Origin of the sequence: Marinobacter sp., assembly GCF_039977835.1 — a bacterium.
Lineage (GTDB): Bacteria > Pseudomonadota > Gammaproteobacteria > Pseudomonadales > Oleiphilaceae > Marinobacter.
Genome location: NZ_JBDWCL010000006.1, coordinates 126,347 through 152,373 on the forward strand (window position 1 = coordinate 126,347; position 26,027 = coordinate 152,373).

25 protein-coding genes are annotated in these 26,027 nt (G+C 57.5%); 12 read left to right on the top strand and 13 right to left on the bottom strand.

Going from position 1 to position 26,027, the window contains the following annotated elements:
* Positions 1 to 40 precede the first annotated feature (40 nt).
* The 8 genes from mnhG to ABJM11_RS02990 form a co-directional block, all read right to left on the bottom strand.
* The gene (gene mnhG / locus ABJM11_RS02955; RefSeq protein ID WP_348294749.1) at positions 41 to 454 is read right to left on the bottom strand and encodes a monovalent cation/H(+) antiporter subunit G; all 414 of its coding nucleotides are present in this window, start codon (positions 452 to 454) and stop codon (positions 41 to 43) included.
* Positions 447 to 719 carry a monovalent cation/H+ antiporter complex subunit F gene (locus ABJM11_RS02960; protein WP_348294748.1) on the bottom strand — a complete coding sequence of 91 codons (273 nt, stop codon included), beginning with the start codon at positions 717 to 719 and terminating at the stop codon, positions 447 to 449. Before ABJM11_RS02960 ends, mnhG begins: the two co-directional genes overlap by 8 nt.
* Before the next feature lie 11 nt (positions 720 to 730).
* Positions 731 to 1,204, bottom strand: coding sequence for a Na+/H+ antiporter subunit E (locus ABJM11_RS02965; protein ID WP_348294747.1), 474 nt, complete (start codon positions 1,202 to 1,204; stop codon positions 731 to 733).
* Complete coding sequence (locus tag ABJM11_RS02970; protein ID WP_348294745.1) at positions 1,201 to 2,715, bottom strand: Na+/H+ antiporter subunit D; 1,515 nt, start codon at positions 2,713 to 2,715, stop codon at positions 1,201 to 1,203. The genes ABJM11_RS02965 and ABJM11_RS02970 overlap by 4 nt, the downstream gene beginning before the upstream one ends.
* Positions 2,712 to 3,059: a Na+/H+ antiporter subunit C gene (locus ABJM11_RS02975; protein WP_027832816.1), complete on the bottom strand. Its 348-nt coding sequence runs from the start codon at positions 3,057 to 3,059 to the stop codon at positions 2,712 to 2,714. Before ABJM11_RS02975 ends, ABJM11_RS02970 begins: the two co-directional genes overlap by 4 nt.
* A 46-nt stretch (positions 3,060 to 3,105) precedes the next feature.
* Positions 3,106 to 3,531, bottom strand: coding sequence for a Na+/H+ antiporter subunit B (locus tag ABJM11_RS02980; protein ID WP_348294742.1), 426 nt, complete (start codon positions 3,529 to 3,531; stop codon positions 3,106 to 3,108).
* The gene (locus ABJM11_RS02985; RefSeq protein WP_348294740.1) at positions 3,528 to 5,834 is read right to left on the bottom strand and encodes a putative monovalent cation/H+ antiporter subunit A; all 2,307 of its coding nucleotides are present in this window, start codon (positions 5,832 to 5,834) and stop codon (positions 3,528 to 3,530) included. The genes ABJM11_RS02980 and ABJM11_RS02985 overlap by 4 nt, the downstream gene beginning before the upstream one ends.
* A gap of 232 nt (positions 5,835 to 6,066) precedes the next feature.
* Positions 6,067 to 6,879, bottom strand: a complete 813-nt coding sequence (locus ABJM11_RS02990) for a crotonase/enoyl-CoA hydratase family protein (RefSeq protein WP_348294738.1) — start codon at positions 6,877 to 6,879, stop codon at positions 6,067 to 6,069.
* Between the two features lie 72 nt (positions 6,880 to 6,951).
* Between ABJM11_RS02990 and ABJM11_RS02995 the strand changes: the two genes are divergently transcribed.
* Positions 6,952 to 9,006, top strand: a complete 2,055-nt coding sequence (locus ABJM11_RS02995; RefSeq protein ID WP_348294736.1) for an NADPH-dependent 2,4-dienoyl-CoA reductase — start codon at positions 6,952 to 6,954, stop codon at positions 9,004 to 9,006.
* Positions 9,007 to 9,094: 88 nt separating this feature from the next.
* Here the strand turns inward: ABJM11_RS02995 and ABJM11_RS03000 are convergent, their stop codons facing one another.
* Positions 9,095 to 9,259 (bottom strand): hypothetical protein, encoded by a 165-nt coding sequence (locus ABJM11_RS03000; RefSeq protein ID WP_348294734.1) that lies wholly within the window; start codon positions 9,257 to 9,259, stop codon positions 9,095 to 9,097.
* A gap of 114 nt (positions 9,260 to 9,373) precedes the next feature.
* The gene (locus ABJM11_RS03005; protein WP_348294732.1) at positions 9,374 to 10,369 is read right to left on the bottom strand and encodes a helix-turn-helix domain-containing protein; all 996 of its coding nucleotides are present in this window, start codon (positions 10,367 to 10,369) and stop codon (positions 9,374 to 9,376) included.
* 258 nt (positions 10,370 to 10,627) lie between these two features.
* Between ABJM11_RS03005 and ABJM11_RS03010 the strand changes: the two genes are divergently transcribed.
* The 6 genes from ABJM11_RS03010 to ABJM11_RS03035 all read left to right on the top strand — a co-directional run bounded on the left by ABJM11_RS03010 (position 10,628) and on the right by ABJM11_RS03035 (position 17,804).
* On the top strand, positions 10,628 to 12,430 hold the full coding sequence (locus ABJM11_RS03010; RefSeq protein WP_348294730.1) for an acyl-CoA dehydrogenase: 1,803 nt from the start codon (positions 10,628 to 10,630) through the stop codon (positions 12,428 to 12,430).
* 115 nt (positions 12,431 to 12,545) lie between these two features.
* Positions 12,546 to 12,806 carry a hypothetical protein gene (locus tag ABJM11_RS03015; RefSeq protein ID WP_348294727.1) on the top strand — a complete coding sequence of 87 codons (261 nt, stop codon included), beginning with the start codon at positions 12,546 to 12,548 and terminating at the stop codon, positions 12,804 to 12,806.
* 139 nt (positions 12,807 to 12,945) lie between these two features.
* A complete protein-coding gene (locus ABJM11_RS03020) occupies positions 12,946 to 13,248 on the top strand; it encodes a hypothetical protein (RefSeq protein WP_348294725.1) in 303 nt (100 codons plus the stop codon).
* Between the two features lie 221 nt (positions 13,249 to 13,469).
* Positions 13,470 to 15,512, top strand: coding sequence for a PhoX family phosphatase (locus ABJM11_RS03025; protein ID WP_348294723.1), 2,043 nt, complete (start codon positions 13,470 to 13,472; stop codon positions 15,510 to 15,512).
* A gap of 220 nt (positions 15,513 to 15,732) precedes the next feature.
* Complete coding sequence (locus ABJM11_RS03030; protein WP_348294722.1) at positions 15,733 to 17,373, top strand: methyl-accepting chemotaxis protein; 1,641 nt, start codon at positions 15,733 to 15,735, stop codon at positions 17,371 to 17,373.
* A 65-nt stretch (positions 17,374 to 17,438) separates the two neighbouring features.
* The gene (locus tag ABJM11_RS03035; RefSeq protein WP_348294721.1) at positions 17,439 to 17,804 is read left to right on the top strand and encodes a hypothetical protein; all 366 of its coding nucleotides are present in this window, start codon (positions 17,439 to 17,441) and stop codon (positions 17,802 to 17,804) included.
* Between the two features lie 12 nt (positions 17,805 to 17,816).
* On the opposite strand, the gene ABJM11_RS03040 is transcribed toward ABJM11_RS03035, so the two are convergent.
* The gene (locus ABJM11_RS03040; protein WP_348294719.1) at positions 17,817 to 19,130 is read right to left on the bottom strand and encodes an MFS transporter; all 1,314 of its coding nucleotides are present in this window, start codon (positions 19,128 to 19,130) and stop codon (positions 17,817 to 17,819) included.
* A gap of 117 nt (positions 19,131 to 19,247) precedes the next feature.
* Here ABJM11_RS03040 and ABJM11_RS03045 point away from each other — a divergent pair, with 117 nt between their 5' ends.
* On the top strand, positions 19,248 to 20,090 hold the full coding sequence (locus ABJM11_RS03045; protein ID WP_348294718.1) for a 23S rRNA (adenine(2030)-N(6))-methyltransferase RlmJ: 843 nt from the start codon (positions 19,248 to 19,250) through the stop codon (positions 20,088 to 20,090).
* A gap of 18 nt (positions 20,091 to 20,108) precedes the next feature.
* On the opposite strand, the gene dctP is transcribed toward ABJM11_RS03045, so the two are convergent.
* Positions 20,109 to 21,188 (bottom strand): TRAP transporter substrate-binding protein DctP, encoded by a 1,080-nt coding sequence (dctP, locus tag ABJM11_RS03050; RefSeq protein ID WP_348294717.1) that lies wholly within the window; start codon positions 21,186 to 21,188, stop codon positions 20,109 to 20,111.
* A gap of 146 nt (positions 21,189 to 21,334) precedes the next feature.
* Entirely contained in the window at positions 21,335 to 21,733 is a 399-nt protein-coding gene (locus ABJM11_RS03055) for a DUF4168 domain-containing protein (RefSeq protein ID WP_348294716.1), read from the bottom strand.
* 241 nt (positions 21,734 to 21,974) lie between these two features.
* Between ABJM11_RS03055 and ABJM11_RS03060 the strand changes: the two genes are divergently transcribed.
* The 4 genes from ABJM11_RS03060 to ABJM11_RS03075 are packed head-to-tail and all read left to right on the top strand — an operon-like array spanning position 21,975 to position 26,025.
* Entirely contained in the window at positions 21,975 to 23,477 is a 1,503-nt protein-coding gene (locus tag ABJM11_RS03060) for an ATP-binding protein (RefSeq protein WP_348294715.1), read from the top strand.
* The gene (locus tag ABJM11_RS03065) at positions 23,467 to 24,852 is read left to right on the top strand and encodes a sigma-54 dependent transcriptional regulator (RefSeq protein ID WP_348294713.1); all 1,386 of its coding nucleotides are present in this window, start codon (positions 23,467 to 23,469) and stop codon (positions 24,850 to 24,852) included. The genes ABJM11_RS03060 and ABJM11_RS03065 overlap by 11 nt, the downstream gene beginning before the upstream one ends.
* Complete coding sequence (locus ABJM11_RS03070; RefSeq protein ID WP_348294712.1) at positions 24,845 to 25,750, top strand: DMT family transporter; 906 nt, start codon at positions 24,845 to 24,847, stop codon at positions 25,748 to 25,750. The genes ABJM11_RS03065 and ABJM11_RS03070 overlap by 8 nt, the downstream gene beginning before the upstream one ends.
* The gene (locus tag ABJM11_RS03075) at positions 25,747 to 26,025 is read left to right on the top strand and encodes a GIY-YIG nuclease family protein (protein WP_348294710.1); all 279 of its coding nucleotides are present in this window, start codon (positions 25,747 to 25,749) and stop codon (positions 26,023 to 26,025) included. Before ABJM11_RS03070 ends, ABJM11_RS03075 begins: the two co-directional genes overlap by 4 nt.
* Positions 26,026 to 26,027: the final 2 nt, after the last annotated feature.

A 26,027-nucleotide genomic window follows, 5' to 3' on the forward strand; every position in this document is an offset into this window, starting at 1 on the left:
GTTTGCCACGTTGTGAAAAACAACCGCGGCAGAAGGAAGCCTACTGGTCCTCGGGTGGCTCGGGCTCTGGCGGGGGTGTCACGCTCTCCGGGCTGCCCTCGTAGCCACTGCTGAGTTTGTGTGTATCGGCATCGTAGTTTGCTCTGAGCTCGTCCTTGACGGTGCCGTCCCAGAGTGTGGTGCCGGTAAAGTACCCGGCGCGGCCGATAACGTGGGCTGCGATGGGGGAGGTGATCAGGATGAATACCACGATGGCAAAAGCGCGGGCAAACACGATGCTGTCGAGGAAGAAGAAAGCCACACCGCCCATGGTGAACATGGCCCCCATGGCGCCCGCCTTGGTAGACGCATGCATGCGGGTGGGCAGGTCCGGAAGCCGAAGGATGCCAACGGCGGCGAGTAGCATGAAGGAAGCGCCTGCCAGAAGCAGAATGGATACAATAATTTCAGTCATTCCGGCGTCCCCCTCGCTCCAGGAAGCGGGCAAAACCGATGGCCGCCAGGAATGCGGTCAGGGCGATAACAATGGCAACATCCAGCAGGCTCGACACGCCGGTGTCGATTGCATGAACGCCAACATAGCCAACCACGATGGACGCTACCAGCTCCAGGGCAACCACTCTGTCAGGCAGCGACGGTCCCTTGGTCAGACGAATGAACGCAAACAGCAGCGCCAGGGAAAGCATGAAATAGACGATATTGATAACAAACGGAATCACGTGTTGGCTCCTCAGCGCAAGATCTTCAGGATTCGGCGCTCAAGTTCCCTGAGATCCTGTCGCAACTGTTCTTCATCCTGGAGAAACATCGCGTGTATGAAAAGCACCTGGCGATCGTCGGAAACGTCGAGGCTCAATGTGCCCGGCGTCAACGAGATCACGCTGCTAAGGAACATGATCTCGACGTCCGTGTGTGCTTCGAGGCGAAAGGCGATCACGCCCGGCTTCATGTACCAGACCGGGGTGGCGACGTCATAGGCTACGCGGAAGTTGGCTTTCACCAGCTCCTTCACGAAGAACACCAGAAATGCCACCACCCGTGGAATGCGCCTTGAGTACCCCTTGAGTACCGGTACCTGTCTTTGCAGAACCATCAGCGCCAGATAGCCGAAGAAGAAACCGGCCAGAAAATTCATTGCCGAGAAGTTGCCGCTCAACGCCACCCAGGCCAGGGCCAGCATGATGTTCCAGAAGAAACCGATCATTGTTGCGCACCTCCCAGAACTGCCTCTATATACAGTTCAGGGGTCATTAACTGGTCGGCGGCCATTTCTGCCAGTTCATAAATGGGTTCCCCGTTAAGACCAATATACAGTGTGCAGGCCGCAAGGCCGACCACCGGAACGTAATAGGCCCACTTGTGGCTGCGTTTTACTTCGCCCCTCAACACGCTCAGTGTCTCGACGTGTTCCGGTGTTTTCTTCCAGAACACCTCGGCCCAGATTTTGATCATCGAGTAGAGAGTCAGCAAGCCAACCAACAGGGCGATGGCGGTCACAACATAGGCTTCGGTTTCCAGGCCCGCGCGAATGACTACGAACTTGGCGAAGAAACCCGACAGGGGCGGTACGCCTGCCAGTGACAGCGCGGGGATCAGAAACAGCAGGGCAAGCATTGGTCGGTCTTTGTAGAGGCCGCCCAGATCTTTCAGTTCATAGCTGCCCAGCAGACGGTAAGTGATGCCGCTGACCAGGAACAGATTCGTCTTAACAATGATGTGGTGCATGATGTAGAACACGCCGCCAATAATGGCCAGGGGCGTAAACAATGCGAGGCCAAGGATCATGTAGCCGATCTGGCTGACAATGTGAAACGACAGGATTCTGCGAAACTCGAACTGGGCGGCGGCTCCAAGAACACCGGTCAGCATTGTCAGCGTCGCCACCCACAACAGGATAGTATGGGTGTACTCCACATCCTGGGTAAAGATCAGGGTGAATACCCGGTACAGAGCGTAGACACCCACCTTGGTCAGCAGCCCGGCAAACAGCGCGGACACAGCTACCTGAGGGGTATGGTAGGAGGCCGGTAACCAGAAAAACAGTGGAAACGCCGCTGCCTTGATACCGAAGGACACCATGAACATCATCGAAATTACCGTGACCATCCCCGGGTCTTCCAGCGTTGCCACTTTCTGGGCAATATCCGCCATGTTCAGCGTGCCCACGGTGCCATAAAGCAAGCCCACCGCCGACAGGAAAATAGCGGAGGAAAACAGGTTAAGAGTTACGTACTTGATGGCCCCTTCCATCTGCGCCCGTTCGCCGCCCAGGGTCAGCAGCGCAAAAGAGGCCAGCAGCATCACCTCGAACCAGACGAAGAGGTTGAAAATGTCGCCGGTCAGAAAGGAGCCCGCTACTCCGGCCAGTAGCAGGTGCATAAGGGGATAGTATCCGAACTTCTCATGCCCGCTGGGTGTGGATGCCAGTGAATAGACCGCAATCGCCAGGCCGATTATGCCCGTCAGCACGATCATGATGGCGCTGAGTATGTCGGAGACAAACACAATGCTGAACGGCGCGGGCCAACTGCCCATTTCCATCACCAGGAAGCCCTGCTCCATGGTTGAGCGCAGCAGCCAGACGCTGGCTGCCAGGAGCAGGGCGGTAGCCAGAACCGCAAGGATGCGCTGATAGCGGACCGACCGCCACAGAGCTACGGACAGCGCGCCGGAAATCAGCGGGATCAGAATGGGTAGGGCGAGCTCCGGGTTCAAGTGTCCGTATCCTTCATCTGGTCGAGGTCATCGGTTCCCACAACTTCATACGCGCGGCGTATGAGAACTACAGCAAAGGCCAGAACGCCGAAGGCGATAACGATGGCAGTGAGTATCAGGGCCTGGGGCAATGGATCAGCAATTGCGCCTGCTGGTGCCTCGGCGCCTTCAGGGAGCAGAGGTGGTGCGCCCCGGGTCATGCCCGAGACCACGAATATAAGCAGGTTGGCGGCGTTGCTCAGGATCATCAGACCAATAACCAGTTTGACGATGGAGCGACGCAGCATCATGTAAATCGCTGCCGCGAACAGGATGCCGACGACATAAGCCATCAGGCTTTCCATAACGACCCTCCTTCCGGGTATATAGAATAAGTTTCGAAGCCCCGCGTCATTCATCGGCCTCCATCAGGTTGATCACGAATGTCATGATGGTGCCCAGAACCGCGGCGTAGACGCCGATATCAAAGATCAGCGGCGTCGACAGTTTGAGGTAGCCGCTGCCGGGCAACGGCACTTCCCACCAATGCGCAGTCAACATGGGCTGCCCGGCCAGAAATGCGGGAATGGTTGAAGCAATGGCAAACAGCAGCCCCGCAGCCAGCAGATCCCGTGGTGAGACCCGGAGAATCCGCCGCGTCGGTTCCGATCCGAAAGCAAAGGCGTAGAGGACAAAAGCTCCCGAGGCAACCAGCCCTCCGATAAAGCCGCCGCCAGGTTCATCGTGGCCCCGGAACAGCAGGAATACCGAGAACATCAGTTGCAGCGGCATGATGAAAAGGGCGGCGGTGTGCAGAATCAGGGTATTGGATTTCATGGCTTGTGCTGACCCTCCGCCTTGAGTTTGATCATCGAGAGGACGCCCAGTGCCGCCAGGGACAGAACGAAGATTTCGCCCAGGGTATCCAGTGCACGGAAATCCACCAGGATCACGTTGACGATGTTACGGCCATAGGCCAGCGGCGCGCTGTTCTCGATGTAGTAGCTTGAGATGCTTTCGAAGTACTGCACATCCAGAGCGGCCAGGATCAGAAGCGTCATGACTATTCCGGCAAAGGTGGCTACTGCCAGGTCACGGTAACGTTCAAACGGCGACGACAGATTGACGAATTCCGGCAGCTTGAACAGCACCAGGACCAGCAGAATCACCGTCAGCGTTTCCACCAGTAACTGGGTAATACCCAGGTCAGGCGCACTGAACAGAATAAAGGTCAGGGCGACACCGAAGCCGAGCACACCCATGGAAGCAACAGAACCCAGGCGCGAGTGAGTGGCACTGGCAAAAACCGCGGCAACGACGAGTAACAGGGCAATGCCCCATTCATAGAAGTGGCTGTAGCTGAGGTCCAGGGTCAGGTTGATGCCATGATGGGTCAGCAGGGTGTACCCGGTGAGGCCAAAGGTCACCGCCACGAGCAACAGCAGGTAGAGGCCGAGCACGCCATTTTGCAGCACTCTTGTTTGCCAGGCGGCGACAATGGTGATGCCTTCCATAAAGCGGAAGTAACCCGCCTCCGGGCCGAACCGGGCAGCGGAAGTATTGATGGCATAGATAGAGGGCTGCAGCCGATTCCACCCCGCCAGCAGGCTCAGGCCAAGCACCAGGCTGCCGATAGACAGTATCAGTGGCACATTGACGCCATGCCAGAGTGCCAGATAAGTCTCCACCGGCGCGCCATAGACGCTACCCACCGCTGACCGGAGCAGAGCTCCCTCGGGCAGGAACGGTGCCAGGCCAAACACCAGGGCCGTCAGCGACAGTACAGCAGGCCCCACCAGCATGCCGAAGGGTGCCTCATGGGGCGTTTTCGGCATGTTTCCGATCTGGCCAAAGAAAGGCTTGATGGCGACCAGGCCGGCGACGCCCACGATCAGCACGGACGCGGCAACGGCTGCGGTGGTCAGGCCGGCAGACCAGAGTGGGGAGTCGAGCAGCGACTCGAACATCAGTTCCTTGGCAACGAACCCGAAAAGGGGCGGGAGGCCGGCCAGTGACAACGCCGCCAGACACGCGATTGTCGCGGTCACCGGCATGGCCTTTCTGAGGCCGCCCATGCGGGTGATGTCCTTGGTTCCGGTTTCATGATCCAGGGCGCCGGCGAGCATGAACAGGGCTCCCTTATACAGGGAGTGGGCCACAAGGAAGCAGATGAAGGCGGTCAGGGCCAGTTCGGTACCCACTCCAATCAGCATGGTCAGCGTGCCAAGGGCCATGATGGTGGAATAGGCCAGTACCTTCTTGATTCCGGTACTGCTAAAGGCCAGATAAGCGCCGGTGAACATGGTCGCGGCCCCAAACAGCATCAGTGCCTGGCTCCAGAGGTCGCCCTCGCCCAGAGCCGGGTTCAGGCGGGCCATGAGGTAAACGCCGGCTTTCACCATGGTAGCGGAGTGCAGGAACGCGGAAACCGGTGTGGGCGCGGCCATGGCGTTGGGCAGCCAGAAATGGAAAGGCACCTGGGCAGACTTGGTGAATGTCCCGGCCAGAATACAGAGCACAGCAGCGGTGTAGAATGCGTGCTCATGGAGCGCTGAATCCGACGCAAGGATCTCAGACAACGAGTAGCTGCCCCCCATGAAGGCCAGAAGAATCAGACCTGCCATCAGCGCCAGGCCCCCGGCTACAGTAACAAACAGGCCCTGAAGGGCACATTTGCGGGCTTCCATGTCTTCATGGTTGAAGCCGATCAGCATGTACGAGGTGATGCTGGTGAGTTCCCAGAACACAAACAGTGAGATCAGGTTGTCGGAAAGCACAAGCCCCAGCATGGAGGCCATGAACGACAGCATGATCACGAAGAAACGTGCCAGGTATTTGTGGCCGGCGAGGTAGGCGCCCGCGTAAATCAGGATAAACGTGCCGATGCCGCTGATCAGCAGGGCAAATACGAGTGAGAGGCCGTCGACCAGAAAGTTCAGGCTGATGTCCAGGCTCGGCATCCACGGATACTCCAGCACCAGTGAACCCTGGGTCTGAACGTCCGGAATGAGGCTGGCAAAGTAGGCGGTCAGGCTGGCGGGCAGTATTGCGAGTGTCCAGCCGATATACCTGCCTGTTAGCCGGTGCAGCGCTGGTGCCACGATCGCCAGCAAAAACCCTGATAACACAGCCAGTAGCATGTTTAGATTGCGCTCCAGTCAGGCCCGTTAAAGTTGGCTGGATCGCTCCGGGGCTGGAACGGATCCACATGGAGTGTTGATTATTACCCCGTATTCAGACGCCTGAGAGCCTATCCGACAGCTTGATTAAAGGCAAGACAGGTTGCAGTCCGTCTGATTGCAAGCATAGACGCCTGAGTACGGTTTTGCAGGGTGGTCGGACCACAACCCTGCGTTAAATTTTCGATGCTGTTCAGAAACCCCGGCGGTCCAGGTAGGGTTTGTCCGGAGAGCCTGAGTTCCTCGCGACCGCGACACGCTGGTTGGCCCGCCCCAGGACTTTTTTCTGCAGTCGGGTTTCCCAGTCCAGTGCTACTTTGTCGGGGGCGCTCCAGGCACGGTTGAACAGCAGCTTGCTGGCGGCGACCGCATCTGGAGAACGGGTGGCCAGTTCCCGGGCGAAGGCAAGGGCTTCTGTCATCGGATCATCGCTGATACGGCTGACCAGGCCCATGGCCTTGGCTTCCGTGCCACTGAAGCGTCGGGCAGTCATGGTCAGTTCCTTGGCCAGGTCAATGGAGATCAGTTCCCGCAGGGTCACGGTCAGGCTCATGTCCGGGATCAGACCCCACTTGCTTTCCATAATGGAGAACTCACAGTCGGCGGTGGAAAACCGGAAATCGGCACCGAGCGCCACCTGGAAGCCGCCACCAAAACAGTAGCCATGGGTAACGGCAATAACGGGCGCGGGCACGTCCCGCCAGAGGTACCCCACATCTTGTGCCAGATTGCTGATTTTTCGGCCCGGCTTGATCAGCAGCTTGAGAAAATTCACCGGGTTCTTCGATACGGTTTTTACATCCAGTCCGGAACAGAAGGCTTCTCCTGCACCGCGCAGGATAATGGCGCGCACACTGCGATCTTTCTTCAGGGTCCTGGCGGCCCGGGTGATGGCCTCGAACATGGGCATGTCCAGGCCGTTGTATTTCTCCGGCCGGTTCAGGGTAACGATAGCAATGCCGTCCTCAATATCGATCAGTACCCGTTCAGAATCGCTTGCGCTCATATTGTCGGTTCCGTGTCATACATTAGTCGTAGGGCGCTATGCTAACATGTTGCCTCCTGAAGGAGAGACTACATGACTGCAGCCTACCCGAACCTGCTCAAGCCCCTGGACCTGGGCTTTACCGAGCTGAAAAACCGTGTGCTTATGGGGTCCATGCACACAGGTCTGGAAGACCGCTTCTGGAATATCCATAAACTCGCCCGCTACTTTGCCGAGCGCGCAGAGGGTGGTGTGGGGCTTATGGTGACGGGGGGCTTTTCGCCCAACTTCGTCGGCCAGCTTTCTCCCCTGGCGTCTACGATGAACCATCGCGGTACTGCCCTTCTTCATCGTCATGTCACCAGCGAGGTTCACGATGCCGGTGGCAAGATCTGCCTGCAGTTGCTTCACGCCGGCCGCTATGGTTATCAGCTCTTCAGTGTCTCGGCTTCGGCAACCAGGGCGCCGATCACCCCCTTCAAGGCCCGCGCCCTGTCCACCAAAGGCGTGGACAAACAGATCAATGACTTCGTCGACGCCGCAAAACTGGCCCGGCTGGCCCGCTACGACGGTGTCGAGGTCATGGGCTCGGAAGGCTATTTCATCAACCAGTTTTTGTGTGAGCGTACCAATAAACGTACCGATAAGTGGGGAGGGCCCTTCGAGAACCGTATGCAGGTGCCGGTGGAGATCGTTCGCCGGATGCGGGAAGCCGTTGGCCCCGATTTCATCATTATCTACCGCCTCTCCATGCTGGACCTGGTAGAGGGCGGGCAGACCTGGGATCAGGTGGTTCAACTGGGTAAGGCAATTGAAAAGGCCGGCGCAACCATTATCAATACCGGCATTGGCTGGCACGAAGCCCGGGTGCCTACGATCGTAACCTCCGTGCCCCGGGGTGGCTTTGCCGATGTAACGGCCAAGTTCTACGGTGAGGTAGACATCCCGGTGTGCACCACCAACCGCATCAACACCCCGGAGAAAGGCGAGGAAATAATCGCAGCCGGCAAGGCGGACATGGTTTCCATGGCAAGACCGCTGCTGGCGGATTCCGAGTTTGTCCGCAAGGCCGAGCAGAACCGCAGTGACGAAATCAATACCTGTATTGCCTGCAACCAGGCCTGCCTGGACCACGTGTTCCAGCTCAAGCGCGCGTCCTGCCTGGTCAACCCGCGTGCCTGCCATGAAACCGAGCTGGTGCTTACCGTGGCGCCCGTCAGCCGCCGCGTTGCCGTGGTTGGGGCCGGGCCTGCAGGACTGGCTGCAGCCACCACCGCCGCCAGGCGGGGGCATAAAGTGACATTGTTTGAAGCCGACGACAAAATTGGCGGCCAGTTCAACTATGCCAAGCGTATCCCTGGCAAGGAAGAATTCTACGAAACACTGCGGTATTACCAGCGCCAGATCGAAATCCTGGGTATCGAGCTCAGGCTTGATACCCGCGTTGACTCGGGGTCGCTCAGTGAAGCGGGCTTTGATGACGTCATCATCGCCACGGGAGTGAAACCAAGAACTCCGCAGATCGAGGGGATCGATCATCCGAAAGTGCTGGGCTACCTTGATGTGCTTCGTCACAACAAGCCTGTTGGCAAATCAGTGGCCGTGATCGGTGCCGGAGGGATCGGCTTCGATGTCAGCGAGTTCCTGACCCACGAAGCTCGCCGCCACCCCGAGGGCGAGCAGGTCAGCGTCGCCGACTGGCAGGCGGAATGGGGAGTGGACCCGAAATTCGAGGGGCCGGGCGGTCTGGCCGAACGCAAGCCAGCGTCGTCACCCCGCAAGATCTATCTGATGCAACGCAAAAGCAGCAAGGTGGGTGGCGGCCTGGGCAAAACCTCCGGTTGGGTTCACCGTAACAGCCTGAAGCACCGGGACGTGGAAATGCTCCGGGGCTGCAGCTACCAGAAGATTGATGATGAAGGCCTGCACATCACCCTATCCGACAAGGACGGTGAGGTTACGGAAAGCAGAGTGCTGGCAGTGGATAATGTCATTATTTGCGCAGGTCAGGAGCCGTTCCGTGCCCTGTTTGATGATTTGGTGAAGCGGGGAATTCAGACGCATCTGATTGGTGGTGCGGATGTGGCTGAAGAGCTGGACGCGAAGCGGGCGATCCGTCAGGGGACGGAAGTTGCTGCCCGGATCTGACCGGGTGGACAATTTTGGTCACAAAGTGAGCGCCTGTTTCAGTCGGGCGCCGGTGGCAGTCAGGTACCGTTACAGTCCCGGCTGCCCGTTAACGGATGGCTTTAAGGGCCTCGCTGATGGCCTCGGCTTCGGCTGACAGTACGCGGTAACGAAGACTGTCGGCCTGCTGGCTGGCCTTCAGCAGCTGTTTCTGCTTCATGTCGTAGAGGCGGCTCAGTAGATCGGATTGCTGGTTTCTTTGCAGTGCTGTCATGGCATTACCCTCCGCGGGAAATAACCTGTGTCGGAAATTTTTACGTTTGGCGTCGGCTTTTGGCCTTGTACTTAAAACTAAGCATAACCCGGGCCAAACTGTTGGGTCGGTGCGCTAGCGACCAAAGCGGGCCCTATAGACACCGGGGGCCAGGCCGGTGTGTTTTCGGAACAGACGGCTGAACGAGCTGACGTCTTCGTAACCCACCAATCGTGTGATTGCCTCTACCGCCGCCCGCGAATTCTCCAGATGCTGTCGCGCCGCTTCGATTCTCAGAATCTGCAGATAACCGGTAGGAGTGTCTCCGGTGGCGGCCTTGAACCGACGAATCAGAGAACGCTCCGTCAACCCAGCGAGCGTAGCCAGCGATTCAAGCGTCACTGGCCTGGTATAGTTGGCATCCAGCCAGTCCTGTAGTCGGAGAACCGCCACATCGGAATGATAACGCCGGGCCTGCAGGGCACCGTACGGCGCCTGACTGGTCCGCCCTGCATCAATCACAAACGCCTTGGCCAACTCCCGCGCCACCTTCGCCCCGGCAAAACGCTCCACCAGGTATACTCCCAGGTCCCACCAGGCCATACCGCCACCGGCACAGGCAATGTGCCCGTCTACCGTAATCAGCTTGTCCGGCTGCAAATCCACCGCCGGAAAACGCTGCCGGAACTGGTTGCTGAACCCCCAATGCGTTGTCGCCTGCCGCCCATCCAGTAACCCGGCCTCGGCCAACAGAAACGCTCCGGTGCAGTTACTGGCCACTCCCACCTGCCCGGAAGCGGCGTTCTGAAAGTCCCGGAGCCACTGAACCAGGTCGGAATTGGCGGCCAATACCGTGGCAATCGGGGCGCCAATGGTCGGCACAATGACCAGATCTGCCTTTGAGTCGCCGGCAGCGTACTCCCGCCAGTCCCCGTCCGCAAGTAATGTTATGCCGTTGATACACCGGCAGGGCTTGCTGCCGTCGGTCAAAAGCCGCGTCGTAAACTCCTGCTCCGGCGGCATATCGTTGATCCGCGCCCAGGTCACCCCGGCAAGTCGGAACAGGTCGATCACACCAGTAATCGCGCTGGCGAGCGCACCATCAAACCCAATAACAGAAACAGTTCGCATGCCAACTCCATATCAGGCCATCAGCCGGGAACACCCTCCCGGGACTGTCGGCAGCATGGACGCTGCCGTCAAGCGTACACGGACGTATTAACAGCGTGTCCCGGGAGGGTGTTCCCGGTTGAAGGCCGTCTGGCTTGCACCACGAAGTGGTGCCAAGGCGCATGAGTGGCGAATTCAACCATAATTATGTCATTAACGCCGGTTTCAACAAAAACAACCGTATGAGAGGCTATACGCCATAAACAGGAGACGACTCAAATGACAGACACCCTGATTGACCGCCGCGACCTGGCGTTCCAGCTCTACGAAGTACTTGATACCGAAAGCCTCAGCGAACGCGAGCGCTTCAGCGAACACAGCCGCGACACCTTCGACGCCGTTATCGAAACCGCCGACAGGATCGCCCGGGACAAATTTGCCACCCACAACAGCGCTGCCGACAAAGACGAACCCAAATTCGTGAACGGCCAGGTCGAAATGCTTCCCCAGGTTAAAGAAGCCTTCGACGCCTACGCCGATGCCGGTTTTATCGCTGGCCGCTACGACTACGAGCTTGGTGGAATGCAACTGCCGGAATCCGTGATGGCTGCCTGTAACGGCTTCTTCACCGCGGCCAACCCGGGCACCGCCGGCTACCCGTTCCTGACCACCGCCGCGGCCAACCTGATCCGCGTGTTGGGCAACGATCAGCAGAAGAGCACCTTTCTGCCCCATATGCTCAGTGGCCGTTTCAGCGGCACCATGGCCCTGACCGAACCCCATGCCGGCTCCTCACTGGCGGATATCCGCACCTCCGCGTCGCCAACCGACGAAGGTCATTACCTGATCAAGGGCGCCAAGATCTATATCTCCGGTGGCGAACAGTCCATCACCGAAAACATCGTTCACATGGTGCTGGCCAAAATCAAAGGCGCACCGGCGGGCGTAAAAGGCATCTCCCTGTTTATCGTGCCGAAGTTCATTGTTGATGAAAACGGCAACCCGAAAGAACGCAATGGCGTAAATCTGGCGGGCCTGATCCACAAGCTGGGCTACCGTGGAACCACCTCCACGGCCTTGAGCTTTGGCGACGACGCACCCTGTCATGGTTATCTGGTTGGAGAGCCCCATCAGGGCTTAAAGTACATGTTCCAGATGATGAATGAAGCTCGCGTGGGCGTGGGTTTTGGTGCCGCCGTTATTGGCTACCGTGGCTATATGCACAGCCTGGAGTATGCCAAGGACCGATTGCAGGGCCGCAAACCGTCGGAAAAGAACCCCGAAGCTCCCCAGGTGCCCATCATCGAACACGCAGACGTTCGCCGCATGCTGCTGGCCCAAAAGGCCTATAGTGAAGGTGGTCTGGCGCTATGCCTTTATGGCGCTCGCCTGATGGACGATCAGCATACCCATCCAGAGGAGCAGAAACGATTAGAGGCCGGCAAGTTGCTGGATCTGCTGACGCCCGTTATCAAAGCCTGGCCCTCTGAGTTCGGCCCCAGGGCCAACGATCTGGCGATCCAGGTCTACGGCGGGGCCGGATATACTCGCGAATATCCGGTGGAACAGTGCTGGCGAGACAATCGCCTCAACCCTATCCACGAAGGCACCAACGGCATTCAGGCGCTGGATCTGCTGGGCCGCAAGATCTGGCAGGACCAGAGCCACGGCCTGCAATTGCTGATGCAGGAAATGCAGGTGGACCTGGAAGCGGCCACGACCGATCGTTGCCAGCAGTGGGCGCTTTCACTGAGTGAAACCTTGCAGCAGGCCGTCAAGGTCACCCAGAGCCTGGGTAAATCCCTGATGTCGGAAGATCCGGACCGGGTTCTGGCCAATGCCTCCTGCTATCTGCATCTGTTCGGTCACATCATCGTTTCCTGGATGTGGTTGCGTCAGGCCAACGCGGCCGCGAAGGCGCTGGGTTCTGCAAACAGTGATGACGAACGCAATTTCTACCAAGGCAAACTGCAGGCCGCCCAGTATTTCTTCCATTGGGAACTGCCAACGGTCGCTCAGGACCTGGTGCTTTTGAGGAACCAGGATGACACCTGCATGAACATGAAAGCTGAATGGTTCTGAAACTGGCAGACTGACGTAATGTGAACCAGACTGTAGGCAGGCCCCGGTTTTGGCGCCGTATTCGGCGCACCGGGGCATTTTTTGTCCTGTCGGTATCCACAGGGAAGCGTATGCCATGACCCGGGAAAACACCTCTAACAGCTACCACCCGGTACGCTGTGAAATACAAAGCCTGCTCAGGGAGTACCTGACTTCCTCCCGGCTGGCGGAGATCGTTTATCGCGACGACGCCGGCCAGATCCAGACGACCCACGATGTCATCCGTGACCTGTTCAGCAGGGCGGGCCAGGAGTTTGTTTTCCTGGGGCGCGGGCACATGGTACGGCTGGACCATGTGCTGACGCTGGACGGCAGGACAGTGGCTTATACCAATTGAGATCAACAGGTTGTTGCTTTTGCTAACTTATTGTCGGTACTAACAAAAACGTAATCAGCAGGTAATTGTACCGGCTCTGCCACAGCCGTAGACTTGTCGCTGTTGTTTTCACACGCCAAACCAAATAAGGGACATGGTTATGAACAAGCTGACACTGAGCGCGCTGGCACTACTGATGACACTGGGCCTTGCAGCCTGCAGCCAGGACGATAACGAAGGCGCAGACTTCGAAGAAGCCGGTGACAACGTCGAGGAAATGGCGGATGACGCGGGCGATGCTGTAGAAGAAACTTACGAAGATGCAACCGGACAGAACGACAGTGCCTGGGATGAAACCAAGGACGCTGCGGACGACGCCGCTGAAGAAACCGGCGAAGCGATGGACGAAGCTGGCGAGGAGATGGGAGAAGCCGCAGAAGAAGCAGGCGATTCCATGCAATAACATCGCCGGGTCTCGGATGACGGGATCTGGTTGAGGACACCTGATAGCCTCGCAGACGCGCATAGTCGCCTGAAGAGCCTGCCCGAAGGGACAGGCTCTTTTTGTTTGGGTTGTCAAAAAACGTTAAAGAAACTGACTTCTGACTGTCTGCAACCTGTCACGTTTGCGAACGACACTGGGCCTCGGGAAACACCTACAAACCACCCGAGAGAGACAGGACCATGGCAAAGCATGATCTGGATCCCAATTACCTGGATCCTAATTACGAGCCCGTTGTAAACCATTCCGGCAACACTTCCTTCGCATCGGTGCTGAGCGCAAGAATGCAACGGCGAACTCTGATGAAGGGCAGTGTTGGCGCCGCTCTGGCAAGTATTATGGGAATGGGCCTCGTCGGTTGTTCGGACAGTGATGACGACGATAACGACAACGACAACGGGGGCAGCAGTGGGGAGGTCCAGCCCGGTACAGAACTGGGATTCAAACCCGTAGCGGTGTCCACCGAGAACCGTGTTGTGGTTCCGGAAGGCTACTCCGCAGAGACTTTTGTACCCTGGGGCACCCCCATTACCGGAAGTTATCCGGAATACCGTGCTGATGGCACCAACACTGGTGAAGACCAGGAAAACCAGGTAGGCATGCATCACGATGGGGTGCACTTTTTTCCGATTGACCAGAAGTCCGGCGGCAACAGTTCTGTCGAAGGGCTGTTGGTCATGAACCACGAATACATAAACCAGAGTGCACTGCATGCCAATGGACCGACGAATGCTGCTGATAACGGCGGTGTTCGTCCGTCGGACGAGGTTCGCAAGGAAATTGCAGCCCACGGTGTTTCGGTTATTCACATCAAACGGGACAGCGAGGGAACATGGGATGTCGTGTTCGGAAGCCCATTCAACCGGCGCATCACCGGCAACACCCCCATGGACATACGTGGTCCGGTTCGTGGTTACAGCAAGCTGATCACCCGATACAGCCCGAGTGCCACCGAAACCCGGGGTACCCTCAACAACTGCGCAATGGGCCCCACACCCTGGGGAACATACCTGGCTGCGGAAGAGAACTGGCACGGCTACTTTGCCACCGCAGACGCCCAGCGCCCGCGTGAATATCTGCGCCATGGTGTTGGCGACAGCTCTCGTTATGACTGGGAGCTGGCGGATACCAGTGCCGATGAATACATGCGCTTCAATGTATCAACCACCGGCGCGTCAGTGGCCGAGGATTATCGTAATGAGGCGAATACGTACGGCTACATGGTTGAGATTGATCCTTTTACCCCCGAGAGCAAACCCCAGAAACGGACGGCTCTGGGCCGTTTCGGCCATGAAGGTGTGATTTTCGCGCAAGCGAAAGAAGGAGAGCCCGTGGTCTGCTATTCCGGTGATGACTCCCGTTTCGAATACATCTACAAGTTTGTTTCTTCCAAGCCCTATCATGCGGCGACCGCAGGCGGATACCTGCTGGATGAGGGTACGCTGTATGTTGCCCGTTTCAATGACGACGGTAGCGGGGACTGGCTGGCGCTGGATCTGGAAGATGCTGACTTTGCCGCCAGGGTGGCAGCAGCTGAAGGCACGATGGTGGGCGATATCCAGTTCGACGGCTTCGAGAATCAGGCAGACGTGCTGGTCAACACCCGTCTGGCCGCCGATATAGCAGGCGCCACAACAATGGACCGCCCGGAGTGGGGCGCGATTGACCCGAACACCGGCGAGGTCTACTTCACACTGACCAACAACAGTAATCGTGGCAAAGACGGGTTTGACGACGTGAATGCGGCGAACCCCATTGTTGAGAACGCTACGGGGCATATTATCCGCTGGACGGAGGCCGGCAACGATCATGCGGCGACCAGTTTTGACTGGGACATCTTCGTGTTCCCCGGAGAACAGGGAACCGAAACCGTGGTTGACGGGGAAGCTGTGGTGACGCTGGACGATACCAATATCTTCAACAGTCCCGACGGCCTCTGGTTTGATGACAACGGACGCCTGTGGATCCAGACCGATGGCAGTGACGCCGCACCGTACCAGAACAACATGATGTTGGCGGCCAATCCGGTTACCCGTGAAATCAAGCGGTTCTTTGTAGGGCCTCAGGGGTGTGAGGTGACCGGCGTGGTATCGACACCGGATGTGAAAACCATGTTCGTCAATATCCAGCACCCGGACGGCAACTGGCCGAACGCGGCGGAGGCTCGTCCGAGAGACGCAACCGTGATCGTAACGAGAGATAACGGAGGTGTTATCGGCGCCTGATACCGGCTGCCACGCTTTCGCATGAAACCGAACGCAACCCGGATTCTTCTGCCTGGAAGTTTCGGGGTTGCGTTTTTTTTGTTTCAGATTTGTAGCTGCCTGCCGAAAAACAATAACTGCTGCACTAAAGTAGCAGTTATTAACGCGGATCAATTCATTACTCTCTCGGGTAATATCCAATAAAGATGTATTCATTAATAATGATAATAAAGAGGTGGCTATGGGTTTGCTCAGTCGACCTGTTCTGTGGTTGGGGGTATCGGTTGCAGTTGTTGTTGCCATCGTGGCCACACTGGGGGCGTCGTTGATCGGGCTGGACGGCTCGTCCGTTCTGGCGGGCCTGGTCGTCGGGCTGGTGGTGGCCACCGCTTATCTGGTATTGCGGGTATTGGAACCGGTTGAGCGTTCTCTCAGGCAACTGAACACCGGTGAGTTGAGTGCGGATAGCGCTCTGGGTAAACAGTGTGCCGGCATCCTTGCTGAGGCGAAGGCTGGCCGTGCGTTGATTGAGGCGTTAGCTGGAAGCGCCGACAAGAGCGCGATTTCCGCCGCCCAGGTTTCTTTTGCAGCAGATCAGTTAAAAGTTCGCCTGGACCGTCAGGTCACTGAGACTGTCCAGATGGCGGAGTATGCCGGTCAGATTACCGAAAGCGTGCGGGAATCCGCCCAGCAGGCTACCGACGCAGCCACCATGGCCCTGCAGAATCGTCAGGTCAGCACGGAAGGGCGGGAAGCGTTGACATCTGCTATTGACAGCGTGCGAGCGGTGCACGAACAGTCGAGTGAGAACCTGAGGCTGATTCAGGAGCTCAACGAAAAGTCCAATAAGATCCAGGGTGTTACCACTACCATCCAGGGAATTGCTGAACAAACCAACCTGCTGGCTCTGAACGCGGCCATCGAAGCCGCCCGTGCTGGAGACCAGGGCCGGGGGTTCGCTGTTGTTGCTGATGAAGTCAGGCAGCTGGCTGGTCGAACCGCGCAGGCAACGGGTGAGGTGGCTGAAACCCTTCAGGAAATCCGCTCTGACACCTCACTGATTGTCTCGCGGATCGAGGATCTGGCCAAAAGTGTAGAGGCTGGCCTGGCGTCGGTTGAAAGTGTTGGTGAGCGGCTGGACCAGATCCGCGATCAATCGGACCGGGTTCAGCAGCAGGTGGCCCGCATCGCCGAGATTGATCAGAACAACGAACAAAGTCTGCAGCAGGTGTCCGGAGCTATTGAGACCGTACGCGACCAGATCACGGAAAGTGATTCCAGCGTTGCTTCACTTGCTCAGCAGGCCGCGACGCTAATGGAACTGGCGGAAGAGGCGAATGCCGCATTTGCCCTGAACAGTGATGAAAGCTATCACCGGACCTTCTATGATCAGGCGCGGCAGGGGGCAGACCGTATCGGCAAACTCTTCGAGCAGGCAGTCCGTGACGGACAGTTGTCCGAGGGCGATCTCTTTGACAAGAAAAGGGCTCCCGTACCTAATACCGATCCTCAAAAGTATTCAAGCAGTTATGACCGGTATACGGACCAGCAGCTGCCCGCTGTGCAGGAGGCCGTCAAGTCAGCTCATCCGTCCATGGTGTATGCGATTGCCATAGCACCCGATGGTTATGTGCCTACCCATAATCGCGATTTTGCCCATGCCCCGACAGGCGACCCGGAAGTGGATCTCATGAAGAGCCGCAGCAAGCGGCTGTTCAACGACCGTACCGGCGCACGTTGTGGCAGCCATACCCAGAGTATGCTGTTGCAGACCTATCGGCGCGATACCGGGGAAATCATGCATGACCTGTCGGTGCCGGTTTATGTGAACGGCAAGCACTGGGGCGGTTTCCGCCTGGGTTACAAACCGGAGAGTCACTGAACAGCGCTGCCTTTCAGGACCGGGCGCTGTGATACACTTCCGGTACGCTGTAAAAGGAGAGCCCCTTGTCCGAGCCTGAATACATCCCCGCCGATGAAGACCGTGTGGCCCGCCGCGAGGAGCCGGGTCGCAACCTGGCCGTGCTGGTCTATATCCTCCAGGCGTTATCGTTTTTTGTCGGAGGTATCACCGGCCTTGCCGGTGTTATCATCAATTACGTCAAGCTCAATGATGTCAGGGATACCTGGATTGAGCCCCATTTTCGCTGGCAGATCCGAACCTTCTGGATCGGGCTGCTATGGACCGTTGTCGGCATTGTCACCACGCCGCTTATCATTGGCTGGTTTGTGCTACTGGGTATATCCATCTGGATAATCTACCGCATTGTAAAGGGCGCTCTGGCCCTGAATGACGGCAAGTCGCCGTTGTGAACCTGCGGTGATTCAATCCGCGGTCACTTCCTGTAGTCGCAAGGCACTGAGCATGCCCGCCAGTCCCATGAGCCCCAGAACAAGAATCACCGCCACGTTGGACACCATTGATACCAGCGCAGTGAGGCCGCCGGTCAGCAACAGCAGGCAGCCGATAACGGTGTTGCTTACGGCTGTATAATCTGTCCGTTTATTGCCTCCTGCCATATCCACCAGATAGGTTTTTCTGCCCAGCCTGACACCGGCGTGGGCAATGCTCAGTACGAAAAAAGCACCAGGGTAGAACCACACGCTGCCCAGGTCGGTTCCGGCAACCACCGCCGTAATACCCACTATCAGGCACACGCCGCTGGCCATGGCGCCGCCGCGAATCATAACCTTACGGCTAGATGTATCGGCCATCCAGCCCCAGACGCTCGCACTGACCGAACTGGCCAGGCTGCTTGCCAGCAAAAACACTCCCAGCAGCCATCCATTGTCGGTGTTCTTTTGGGCAAGCACGACGAAATAGGGTGACGCCAGTGCCGAACACAGCAGCAAGGCGCGGGTGATCACGAAGTGGCGGAACAGAGCATCATCCCGCAACAGGGAAAGGCTTTTTACCGCCTCCCGCAGCGCATTGCCTCCGCCGCCGGTTTCGCCTTCATACTCGTCTACCGACGCAAACAGAAGACCTGCGACGATCCACAGGCCCGCGGCCAGCAACAGCAACAGCGTGTAGAAGAGCACGCCGGGCTCTCCACGATCCCAGAACAATACCACTGTCAAAACCACAGTTGCCGAACCACCTATGGTGGAGGCAAGACCGGCCAGCCTGCCCCTGCGTTTTTTCGGTATGCATTTGCCCTGCACGTCTTTCATCGATATGGAGCAGAAGCCGCGGGCAAGAGAGAACAGCACCAGCGCGCCCAACACGCCCCAACCGGCAGCGTAGCCCTCCAAAAACCAGACACTTGCGGCCATGGCGAGAACACTGGCTGACTGACCGAAGCTGCCCAGGGTCCAGAACCATTTGCGCACCGGCTTTCGCCTTACCCACGCACCGATGACCATCTGGGGGACCATCGAACCGGATTCCCGGATGGGCACCAGCCAGGCCACCAGTGCAGGCGCACCGATCGCACTCAGCAGCCATGCCAGCACTGTCTTGGGGCTGATCAGCAGATCCCCCAGCTTGGTCAGTACATTACTGCCGAGGATCAGGAAAAAGTTACGGGGTACCTCCCGGCAGGCTTCGTCGGGAATATCGGTGCAGACACGAGCGTCTTCCTCGTTGGCGATCAGGTTGTACAGGCGATCGGCAGTGTCAGTTTTCGGATTTTGCAAATCGGTGTCCTCACGAAAAACAGGGCTAAAGGATATCAGTCAGGAACAGGTTCTCAAGTGTTGCCTGCTGTGTTTCTGTGATGCCTAATAAGCGTCGATCAACCGGGAGCCCTTATAATGCTGAGTTACCTCCACGCTTTCCACGCTGGTAATTTTGCCGATATCCAGAAACATTCAGCGTTGGTGCTGGTCTTGCGAATGATGCAGGCCAAGCCGTCCGCCATTGCCTGCTTCGATACCCACGCAGGCAGTGCGAGCTATGATCTTGCGGGTGAAAGGGCGCTGAAAACCGGTGAGGCACGTGCCGGAGTCCAGAAGATCTGGCGCTGCAGGGAACAGTTGCAGTCGGAAGACTGGCTCCCCATTGTGGGCGAGTTGACAGCGGGAGCCAGGCCAGGTGGTACAATCGGGCGGTATCCCGGGTCACCCCAATGGTATCACCGTTATCTCCGGGAGCAGGACAGCCTGACCGCCTTTGAGCTGCACCCGGCCGAAGGTCAAACCCTGTCTCAGTGGGCTGCGGGCCGCTCCGGTGTGAGAGTCTGGCAGGAGGATGGCCTGAAAGGGCTGCTTCGTCATCTGCCGCCCAGGCAACCAAGGCTTCTGGTGCTCACGGATCCTTCCTACGAAGTAAAAAGCGAGTATGAAGCTGTGGCAGACACCCTGACGCGAGCCTGGCAAAAATGTCGCCACGGAGTTTTCCTGATCTGGTATCCGATTCTGGCAGGGAGTCCCCACGAAAGACTTAAAAATGCACTATCCGCTGGGCCGGTGCGTAAAGTGCTTTGCAGTGAAACAAGGCTGAACCAGCCTCCGGAGCGTGGTATGTCGGGCTCCGGGATGCTGGTAATCAATCCGCCCTGGGGGTTTGATGCCAGGTTTGCGGCGATGATGGAAGCAGTGGCCGCCAGGCAATGTCTCGATGTTACCCCGACCATGAACTGGCTGGTGCCTGAGTAAAGCGATGCACCTGTAGGGTCAGGTAGCAGGGACTTCAGACTCGGCCTTGTCGACCATTTCCGTGACACGCTCCAGAATTGCTTTGCCCCGCTCCCCTGCCATGCGGGTATAGGTTTCCCGAACCGGCAGGCTGGCTTTGCGGAAACGGTCCCGTTCCTCTTCAGTCAGTTCAATGACGCGAATACCGCTGTTCCGACGAATGGTATCAAGGCGGCTGGCATTGAGTTCCGCCTGTACCTCCCAGGCAAGAGGTGCGACCTCGTTCAGGGCATCTTGCAACCAGCGCTTCTGATCGTCGGGGAGGGATCGGAACCAGTCCCTGTTCGAAACCACGGAGGTGACGAACTGGGCTGGCCTGGCAAATGTCATGGTACTCTGGACCTCATAAAACCCCATTTCTTCGATTGCGAAAACCGGGTTGGCCTGTCCTTCTATACGGCGTAACTGCAGGTCACTGTAGACCTGGGAGTAGGGCGCCGGGGTGGGTGTTGCCCCATACGCCTTGTAGGCTTCCGCTGAAATCTTCGAAGCCATGGTGCGGAATGCGAGGCCGTCGAAATCGGCAGGTTCTCTCAGGGGCTTGTTTGCAGTCCAGACCATCCAGCCTTCGGGTACGAAGCCGTGGAGCTCGAGGTTCTGTTCGGCGTAAGGCTTGCTGAATGCCTGAATCAGCTCGTCACTGGCCAGAATGTTCCGGTTAACATGTTCGTCGTCCGACAGCAGGAAGTGGAGTGTGAAAACACCGGTTTCCGGAACCACATCGGCGAGATGTCCCGGCGATGCAAAGGCAAGGTGGACAGAACCCTCGCGGGCCAGATCCGTCAACTGGAGGGAGGTTCCGATCGAGCCGTAGGGGAAGATGTCGATAAGGATATTGCCGTCCGAAATGCTTTCAATGCGCTCTTTCAATTCCAGGGCGTAGTGATGCTGGACGCTGCCCTCAATCTCCTCCAGGGCGAACCGCCAGGTGACCGGGTAGGTGGGCTTCTCTCCGGCGTCGTCACTGGCTGCGGTTGGGGATGGGCTGTCCGAACAGCCTGCCAATAGCAGGATAACCATCGCAAACAATGGGGTTCGCCAATGGCAAAATCGTCGCATGTCCTGTCTCCGGCCGTTATCAACTTATCCCTGGAAGCAAGGTACCACAATAAGCCGGCGCAGTGGTTGTCCCTCCATTGATCGGCCGCAATCAAAAAAGCCCCGCAACTGCGGGGCCCATAAACGGTACGATCACAGGGCGTTGTTTACATCAGCGCGTCTACACGATTCCTTACCTGTGGCTCGCTGTTGTAAGCCGTAGCGATTGAGTTGTAGGTGGGAATATCCATACCGGCATCCTCAATCACGGTTACCATCTCATCGTTGGCTTCCATCTGAAGTTCCTGGGCTTTCTGCTGGGAGTCGGCAGCCTCAATTTTCTCCATGTACTCGTCACGGATGTCGTTGATACCCTCCTGGGCTTCGACAAACTGCTTCAGTTCCTGATCGGAGAAATTCGTATTCTGGGTGCCTGCAGCAGCCGGGTCGCTGTAGCCGCCGTCAGTATCGGCTGCTTCCGGGCTTTGCTGGTTTTCCTGTGCAATGGCCGGGCCAGCAGCAAGCAGGGCCAGGGATGCGGTCAGTGAAACGAGAAGCTTGTTCATAACTTTCTCCTTTTGCAGTGATTGGATTGTCTGCATGTCTCACAGACAATTCTGTCGAACCTTGAGCGGTTCTGGATGACTGTGATTACTCCTAATCAAGCCCTGTGCCAGTTTTCTGAATTGAAATTAAATCCCTTAATATCAATATCTTGGTAAAAATTTCAGGTTACTGGTGGGTAATCTCGGTTGTGGCCAAATGTCACATGTGGCATAGGTGTGTGACACTTTGTCGGAGTTCCTCATGAAAAGGCCTGTGCTCACTGCACAAAAAATGTTCCGTTCGCTGCGACTGACTCTGGTGCTGAGTATTGTCGTTCCGTTGATGGTGTTCAGCGGCGTTGCCATCTACTTGGGGCTTGGTGCTGTCGAAGAAAATCTCAATGACCGTCTGAGGGAAGATCTGGAGCTGGTAGCCCGGGCTGTAAGCGGTCCTCTTTCACAGGCCATGTCTGACGGCGATGAAATCGTCATGGGTGAATCACTGAAATCGATTTTCCGGATTGGCCGCGTGTTCGGGGCCTCGGTTTTTGATGAGGATGGTCAGCAGGTGGCGAGCCTGGGGGTTGCCGACTCGGATGTCACCCGCAGTGACAGTGCAGAGCGGGTTATTGCCAGCGGTAAAGTTGGGGGCGCCTTTCGTCGGGTTGACGGTGTTTCCGTTTTCTCCCAGTTCACGCCGTTGATTGCCGCCGATGGCCGAATCCAGGGGCTGCTGCAGGTGACCCGTAAACGTAGCGATTTCCACGAGCTGGTGGCGTCCAGTCGTGTCTGGGCCGTTACCATCTGGTCGATGGTATCGCTGATGGTCATCTTCGTTGTGGTCCTTGGGCACTATGGCGCGGTGGGACGCCATGTCAGCCGACTGCTGGGAATCATGGAACGAATGGCGCCCGGCCGATGGAAGGTTGATGAAGAGCCTGCTGGCCCACGGGAACTGCGCGAGATTCACGAAGGCCTGCGTAATATGGGCGAGCGCATGATGAATGCGGAAACCGAAATACGGGAGAGCGTGGCACGTGAAAGGGAGCTGGCGGAGCAACTGGAATATCAGGAAAAGGTTGCAATGATTGGCCGCGTGGCCGGCGGTGTTGCCCATGAGCTTGGGGCTCCCCTGAGTGTTATCCAGGGTCGCGCGAATATACTCGGGCGGGGGGAGATGGCAGATGGCGACCGGCGGCACCTGAAAGACATAGAACGTCAGGTTGAGCGCATGACACTGATTATCCAGCAATTGCTGGATTGTTTCCGCCACGTCCCCGACTCTCGTCGCAAGACTGATCTGGTGGCAACCGTAAAGGAGCTGCTGGACCGAATCCGTGAAGAGCCCAGGTGCCAGGGTGTGGAGATCCGGTCGGAGATACCCCAGGGCCCGGCAGACATTCTGGCAGAGCCGACCCGCCTCCAGATGGCATGTGTGAATATCATCCGTAATGCCTGCCAGGCGGCCCGCTCAATGGTGACTGTGACACTTGCCAGGCACGACGGACAGTGGGAGTTACGGGTGGATGATGATGGCCCTGGAATAGAGGAAGCCATGCGAGACCGGATATTTGAACCCTTCTTCAGTACCCGTGCCGCGGGTGAGGGGACCGGGCTGGGACTTGCCGTGGTAGGCAGTGTGCTCAAGGAGCACGGCGGTCGGATTGAGGTTGGCGCGAACCCGTCAGGGGGTTGCCGGATGTCTACTTTCTGGCCGGACTACCCGCAGGATGAGTCTCATAAGGAGGTCAGTCATGACCAGTAATCCGTCGTCAATCCTGCTGGTGGAAGATGACGCCAGTTTGAGAACACTTCTGGCAGAAGAGCTCGAGGTGGATGGCTACCGCGTTACCTGTGCAGGAACCGCCGAAGAAGGACGCCGGCGTGCACTGGAGTCAGATGCCGGCCTGATTGTCTCTGATCTACGGCTTCCTGATGGTGACGGGCTGTCGATACTCCGTCAACTGCAGGCGGAGGGCAGATCAGTACCCTTTATCATCATTACCGCCTTTGGCACCGTGGATCAGGCCGTCGAGGCACTCAAGGCCGGTGCCGATGACTTTCTCACCAAACCGCTATCGACCGATCATCTAAGGCTGAAAATCAAGCGGTTGCTGGCCCATGCCGCCATCACCAGCGAACTCGCCCGTTACAAATCGCAGTCGCCGGAAGACACATCGCTCGGTCTTGTGGGTGAAAGCCGGGCAATGATGCAACTGAGGAGCGATATCAGGCAGGTGGCCAGAAGCCAGGCTGCCGTTCTGGTCAGTGGGGAAAGCGGAACAGGTAAGGAGCTGGTTGCCCGCGCTATCCACGCAGAGAGTGAGCGCAGAGACCGCCCGTTTATTCCGGTGAACTGCGCGGGCATTCCTCACGAGTTGATGGAAAGCGAATTCTTCGGCCATGAAGCGGGTGCCTTTACGGGAGCCCGGTCATCACGGCCGGGCCTGTTTTCAGAAGCGGACGGTGGCACGCTGCTTCTGGACGAGATCGGTGAAATGCCCCTGGCATTGCAGGCAAAATTATTGCGCGTCCTGCAGGAGGGCACCATCAAGCCGGTGGGCGCCGACCAGGAACAGAGAGTCGATGTGCGCATCGTTGCAGCAACTCACCAGGATCTGATCAAGGCAGTGGAGGAGGGCAATTTCCGGGAAGATCTGTATTACCGGCTGGAAACGCTGACCCTGATGGTACCGCCGCTCAGAGAGCGCGGAGACGACGTGGATCTTCTTGGCATGCACTTTCTGAGGGAGTCCGCAAAACGACACAATCGGGGCTTCCTGCAACTGAGCGAGGTGGCCTCACAGATCCTCTCCGATTACCCGTTTCCCGGCAACGTCCGGGAACTTGGCAGTGCCATTGAGCGGGCAGTGACCTTTTGCGATGGCGATACAATTCTGCCAGAGCATCTTCCTGTCAGGATACGCAAACGGCAGACTGACACGCCTGACGCGAGGCCGGGGCTGCCCGCGGGAAACCTGGCAGACTGGCCCACCCTGGATCAGGTTCATCAGGACTATGTCAGGCGTGTTATCAATGCCGTAGACGGCAACAAACGCCGGGCGGCACAGATACTGGGGGTTAACCGCCGCACCCTTTACCGCTGGCTGGATAGTGAAAAGGATGAGGCCAATGACTAACCAGAAACAGGCCATGCTCTATGGCCTGGGCACGGTTCTGCTCTGGTCCACCGTAGCGACTGCTTTCAAGCTGTCATTGCGGGAGCTGACTCCGATACAGATGCTGGCTGTCGCCTGTGTCGCTTCGGTGCTGGTTATGGCACTGGTGCTGCTGGTGCAGAGGCGCTGGCATCTGGTTTTCCGGTTGAGTAAACGCCAGTACCTGCAGTCCATTGGCATGGGGCTGATTAACCCCTGCTTATACTACTTCCTGCTTTTCGGCGCCTTTGACCGGCTCCCTGCCCAGGAGGCACAACCCCTTAACTACACATGGGCACTTGTGCTGGCGTACCTCTCGGTGCCTTTTCTCGGGCAGCGGCTGAGGAGGGCGGATATTATTGCAGGGTTGATCTGTTACAGCGGCGTGGTTGTGATTGCAACTCGTGGTGACGTTCTCTCACTCACGTTCTCCGACCCTCTCGGCGTGGCATATGCCATGGGCAGTACTCTGGTGTGGGCGTCCTACTGGATTATCGCCACTCGCGATACCCGGGACCCGGTGGTGGGTCTGTTTCTGAACTTTCTGTGTGGCCTGCCGGTGATTCTGGTGATCTGTGCCATCACCGACGGTTTCGACGTCAGTCTGGATACCGGGCTTTACGCCGCTCTTTATGTCGGTGTTTTCGAGATGGGAGTTGCCTTCGTTCTCTGGTCCTACGCCATGAAAAAAGCTGAAAATACCGCACGGGTGAGTAACCTGATTTTCATTTCCCCGTTTCTGTCTCTGGTGTTTATCTATTTTATTCTCGGCGAAATCATTCTGCCGTCCACCTACATAGGCCTGGTACTGATTGTGGCCGGATTATGGATTCAGCAACGCAAAGCCAGGGATAAAATGGTCAGGGCATCGTCCGTATGAGCCAGTGGTTTATCTATATGGTGCGAACGGCCAGGGGGGCTTTGTACACGGGCATCACAACGGATGTGCCCCGTCGTTTTTCCGAACATCAGGCCGGTGCCCCGAAGGGAGCCAGAAGCCTGCGGGGCAAGGGTCCCCTTGAGCTGGTGTTTTTCGCCGAGACGAGTGACAGGGCAACCGCCTCCAGGCTTGAGTGGCAGATAAAGCGCTGGCCGCGTGGTCAGAAAGAGGCACTGATTCGGGGCGAGCTATCATTGCCTGAAATGCCCGGGTGAAG

Coding starts and splice junctions, on each gene's coding strand:
- ABJM11_RS02965 (WP_348294747.1), bottom strand. CDS start 1,204: ATGATCGGTTTCTTCTGGAACATCATGCTGGCCCTGGCCTGGGTGGCG.
- ABJM11_RS03020 (WP_348294725.1), top strand. CDS start 12,946: ATGAACAAGCTGACACTGAGCGCGCTGGCACTACTGATGACACTGGGC.
- ABJM11_RS03000 (WP_348294734.1), bottom strand. CDS start 9,259: ATGACAGCACTGCAAAGAAACCAGCAATCCGATCTACTGAGCCGCCTC.
- ABJM11_RS03005 (WP_348294732.1), bottom strand. CDS start 10,369: ATGCGAACTGTTTCTGTTATTGGGTTTGATGGTGCGCTCGCCAGCGCG.
- mnhG (WP_348294749.1), bottom strand. CDS start 454: ATGACTGAAATTATTGTATCCATTCTGCTTCTGGCAGGCGCTTCCTTC.
- ABJM11_RS03070 (WP_348294712.1), top strand. CDS start 24,845: ATGACTAACCAGAAACAGGCCATGCTCTATGGCCTGGGCACGGTTCTG.
- ABJM11_RS03065 (WP_348294713.1), top strand. CDS start 23,467: ATGACCAGTAATCCGTCGTCAATCCTGCTGGTGGAAGATGACGCCAGT.
- ABJM11_RS02985 (WP_348294740.1), bottom strand. CDS start 5,834: ATGCTACTGGCTGTGTTATCAGGGTTTTTGCTGGCGATCGTGGCACCA.
- ABJM11_RS02995 (WP_348294736.1), top strand. CDS start 6,952: ATGACTGCAGCCTACCCGAACCTGCTCAAGCCCCTGGACCTGGGCTTT.
- ABJM11_RS03060 (WP_348294715.1), top strand. CDS start 21,975: ATGAAAAGGCCTGTGCTCACTGCACAAAAAATGTTCCGTTCGCTGCGA.
- ABJM11_RS03010 (WP_348294730.1), top strand. CDS start 10,628: ATGACAGACACCCTGATTGACCGCCGCGACCTGGCGTTCCAGCTCTAC.
- ABJM11_RS03030 (WP_348294722.1), top strand. CDS start 15,733: ATGGGTTTGCTCAGTCGACCTGTTCTGTGGTTGGGGGTATCGGTTGCA.
- dctP (WP_348294717.1), bottom strand. CDS start 21,188: ATGCGACGATTTTGCCATTGGCGAACCCCATTGTTTGCGATGGTTATC.
- ABJM11_RS02990 (WP_348294738.1), bottom strand. CDS start 6,879: ATGAGCGCAAGCGATTCTGAACGGGTACTGATCGATATTGAGGACGGC.
- ABJM11_RS03025 (WP_348294723.1), top strand. CDS start 13,470: ATGGCAAAGCATGATCTGGATCCCAATTACCTGGATCCTAATTACGAG.
- ABJM11_RS03075 (WP_348294710.1), top strand. CDS start 25,747: ATGAGCCAGTGGTTTATCTATATGGTGCGAACGGCCAGGGGGGCTTTG.
- ABJM11_RS03015 (WP_348294727.1), top strand. CDS start 12,546: ATGACCCGGGAAAACACCTCTAACAGCTACCACCCGGTACGCTGTGAA.
- ABJM11_RS02980 (WP_348294742.1), bottom strand. CDS start 3,531: ATGAAATCCAATACCCTGATTCTGCACACCGCCGCCCTTTTCATCATG.
- ABJM11_RS02975 (WP_027832816.1), bottom strand. CDS start 3,059: ATGGAAAGCCTGATGGCTTATGTCGTCGGCATCCTGTTCGCGGCAGCG.
- ABJM11_RS03045 (WP_348294718.1), top strand. CDS start 19,248: ATGCTGAGTTACCTCCACGCTTTCCACGCTGGTAATTTTGCCGATATC.
- ABJM11_RS03055 (WP_348294716.1), bottom strand. CDS start 21,733: ATGAACAAGCTTCTCGTTTCACTGACCGCATCCCTGGCCCTGCTTGCT.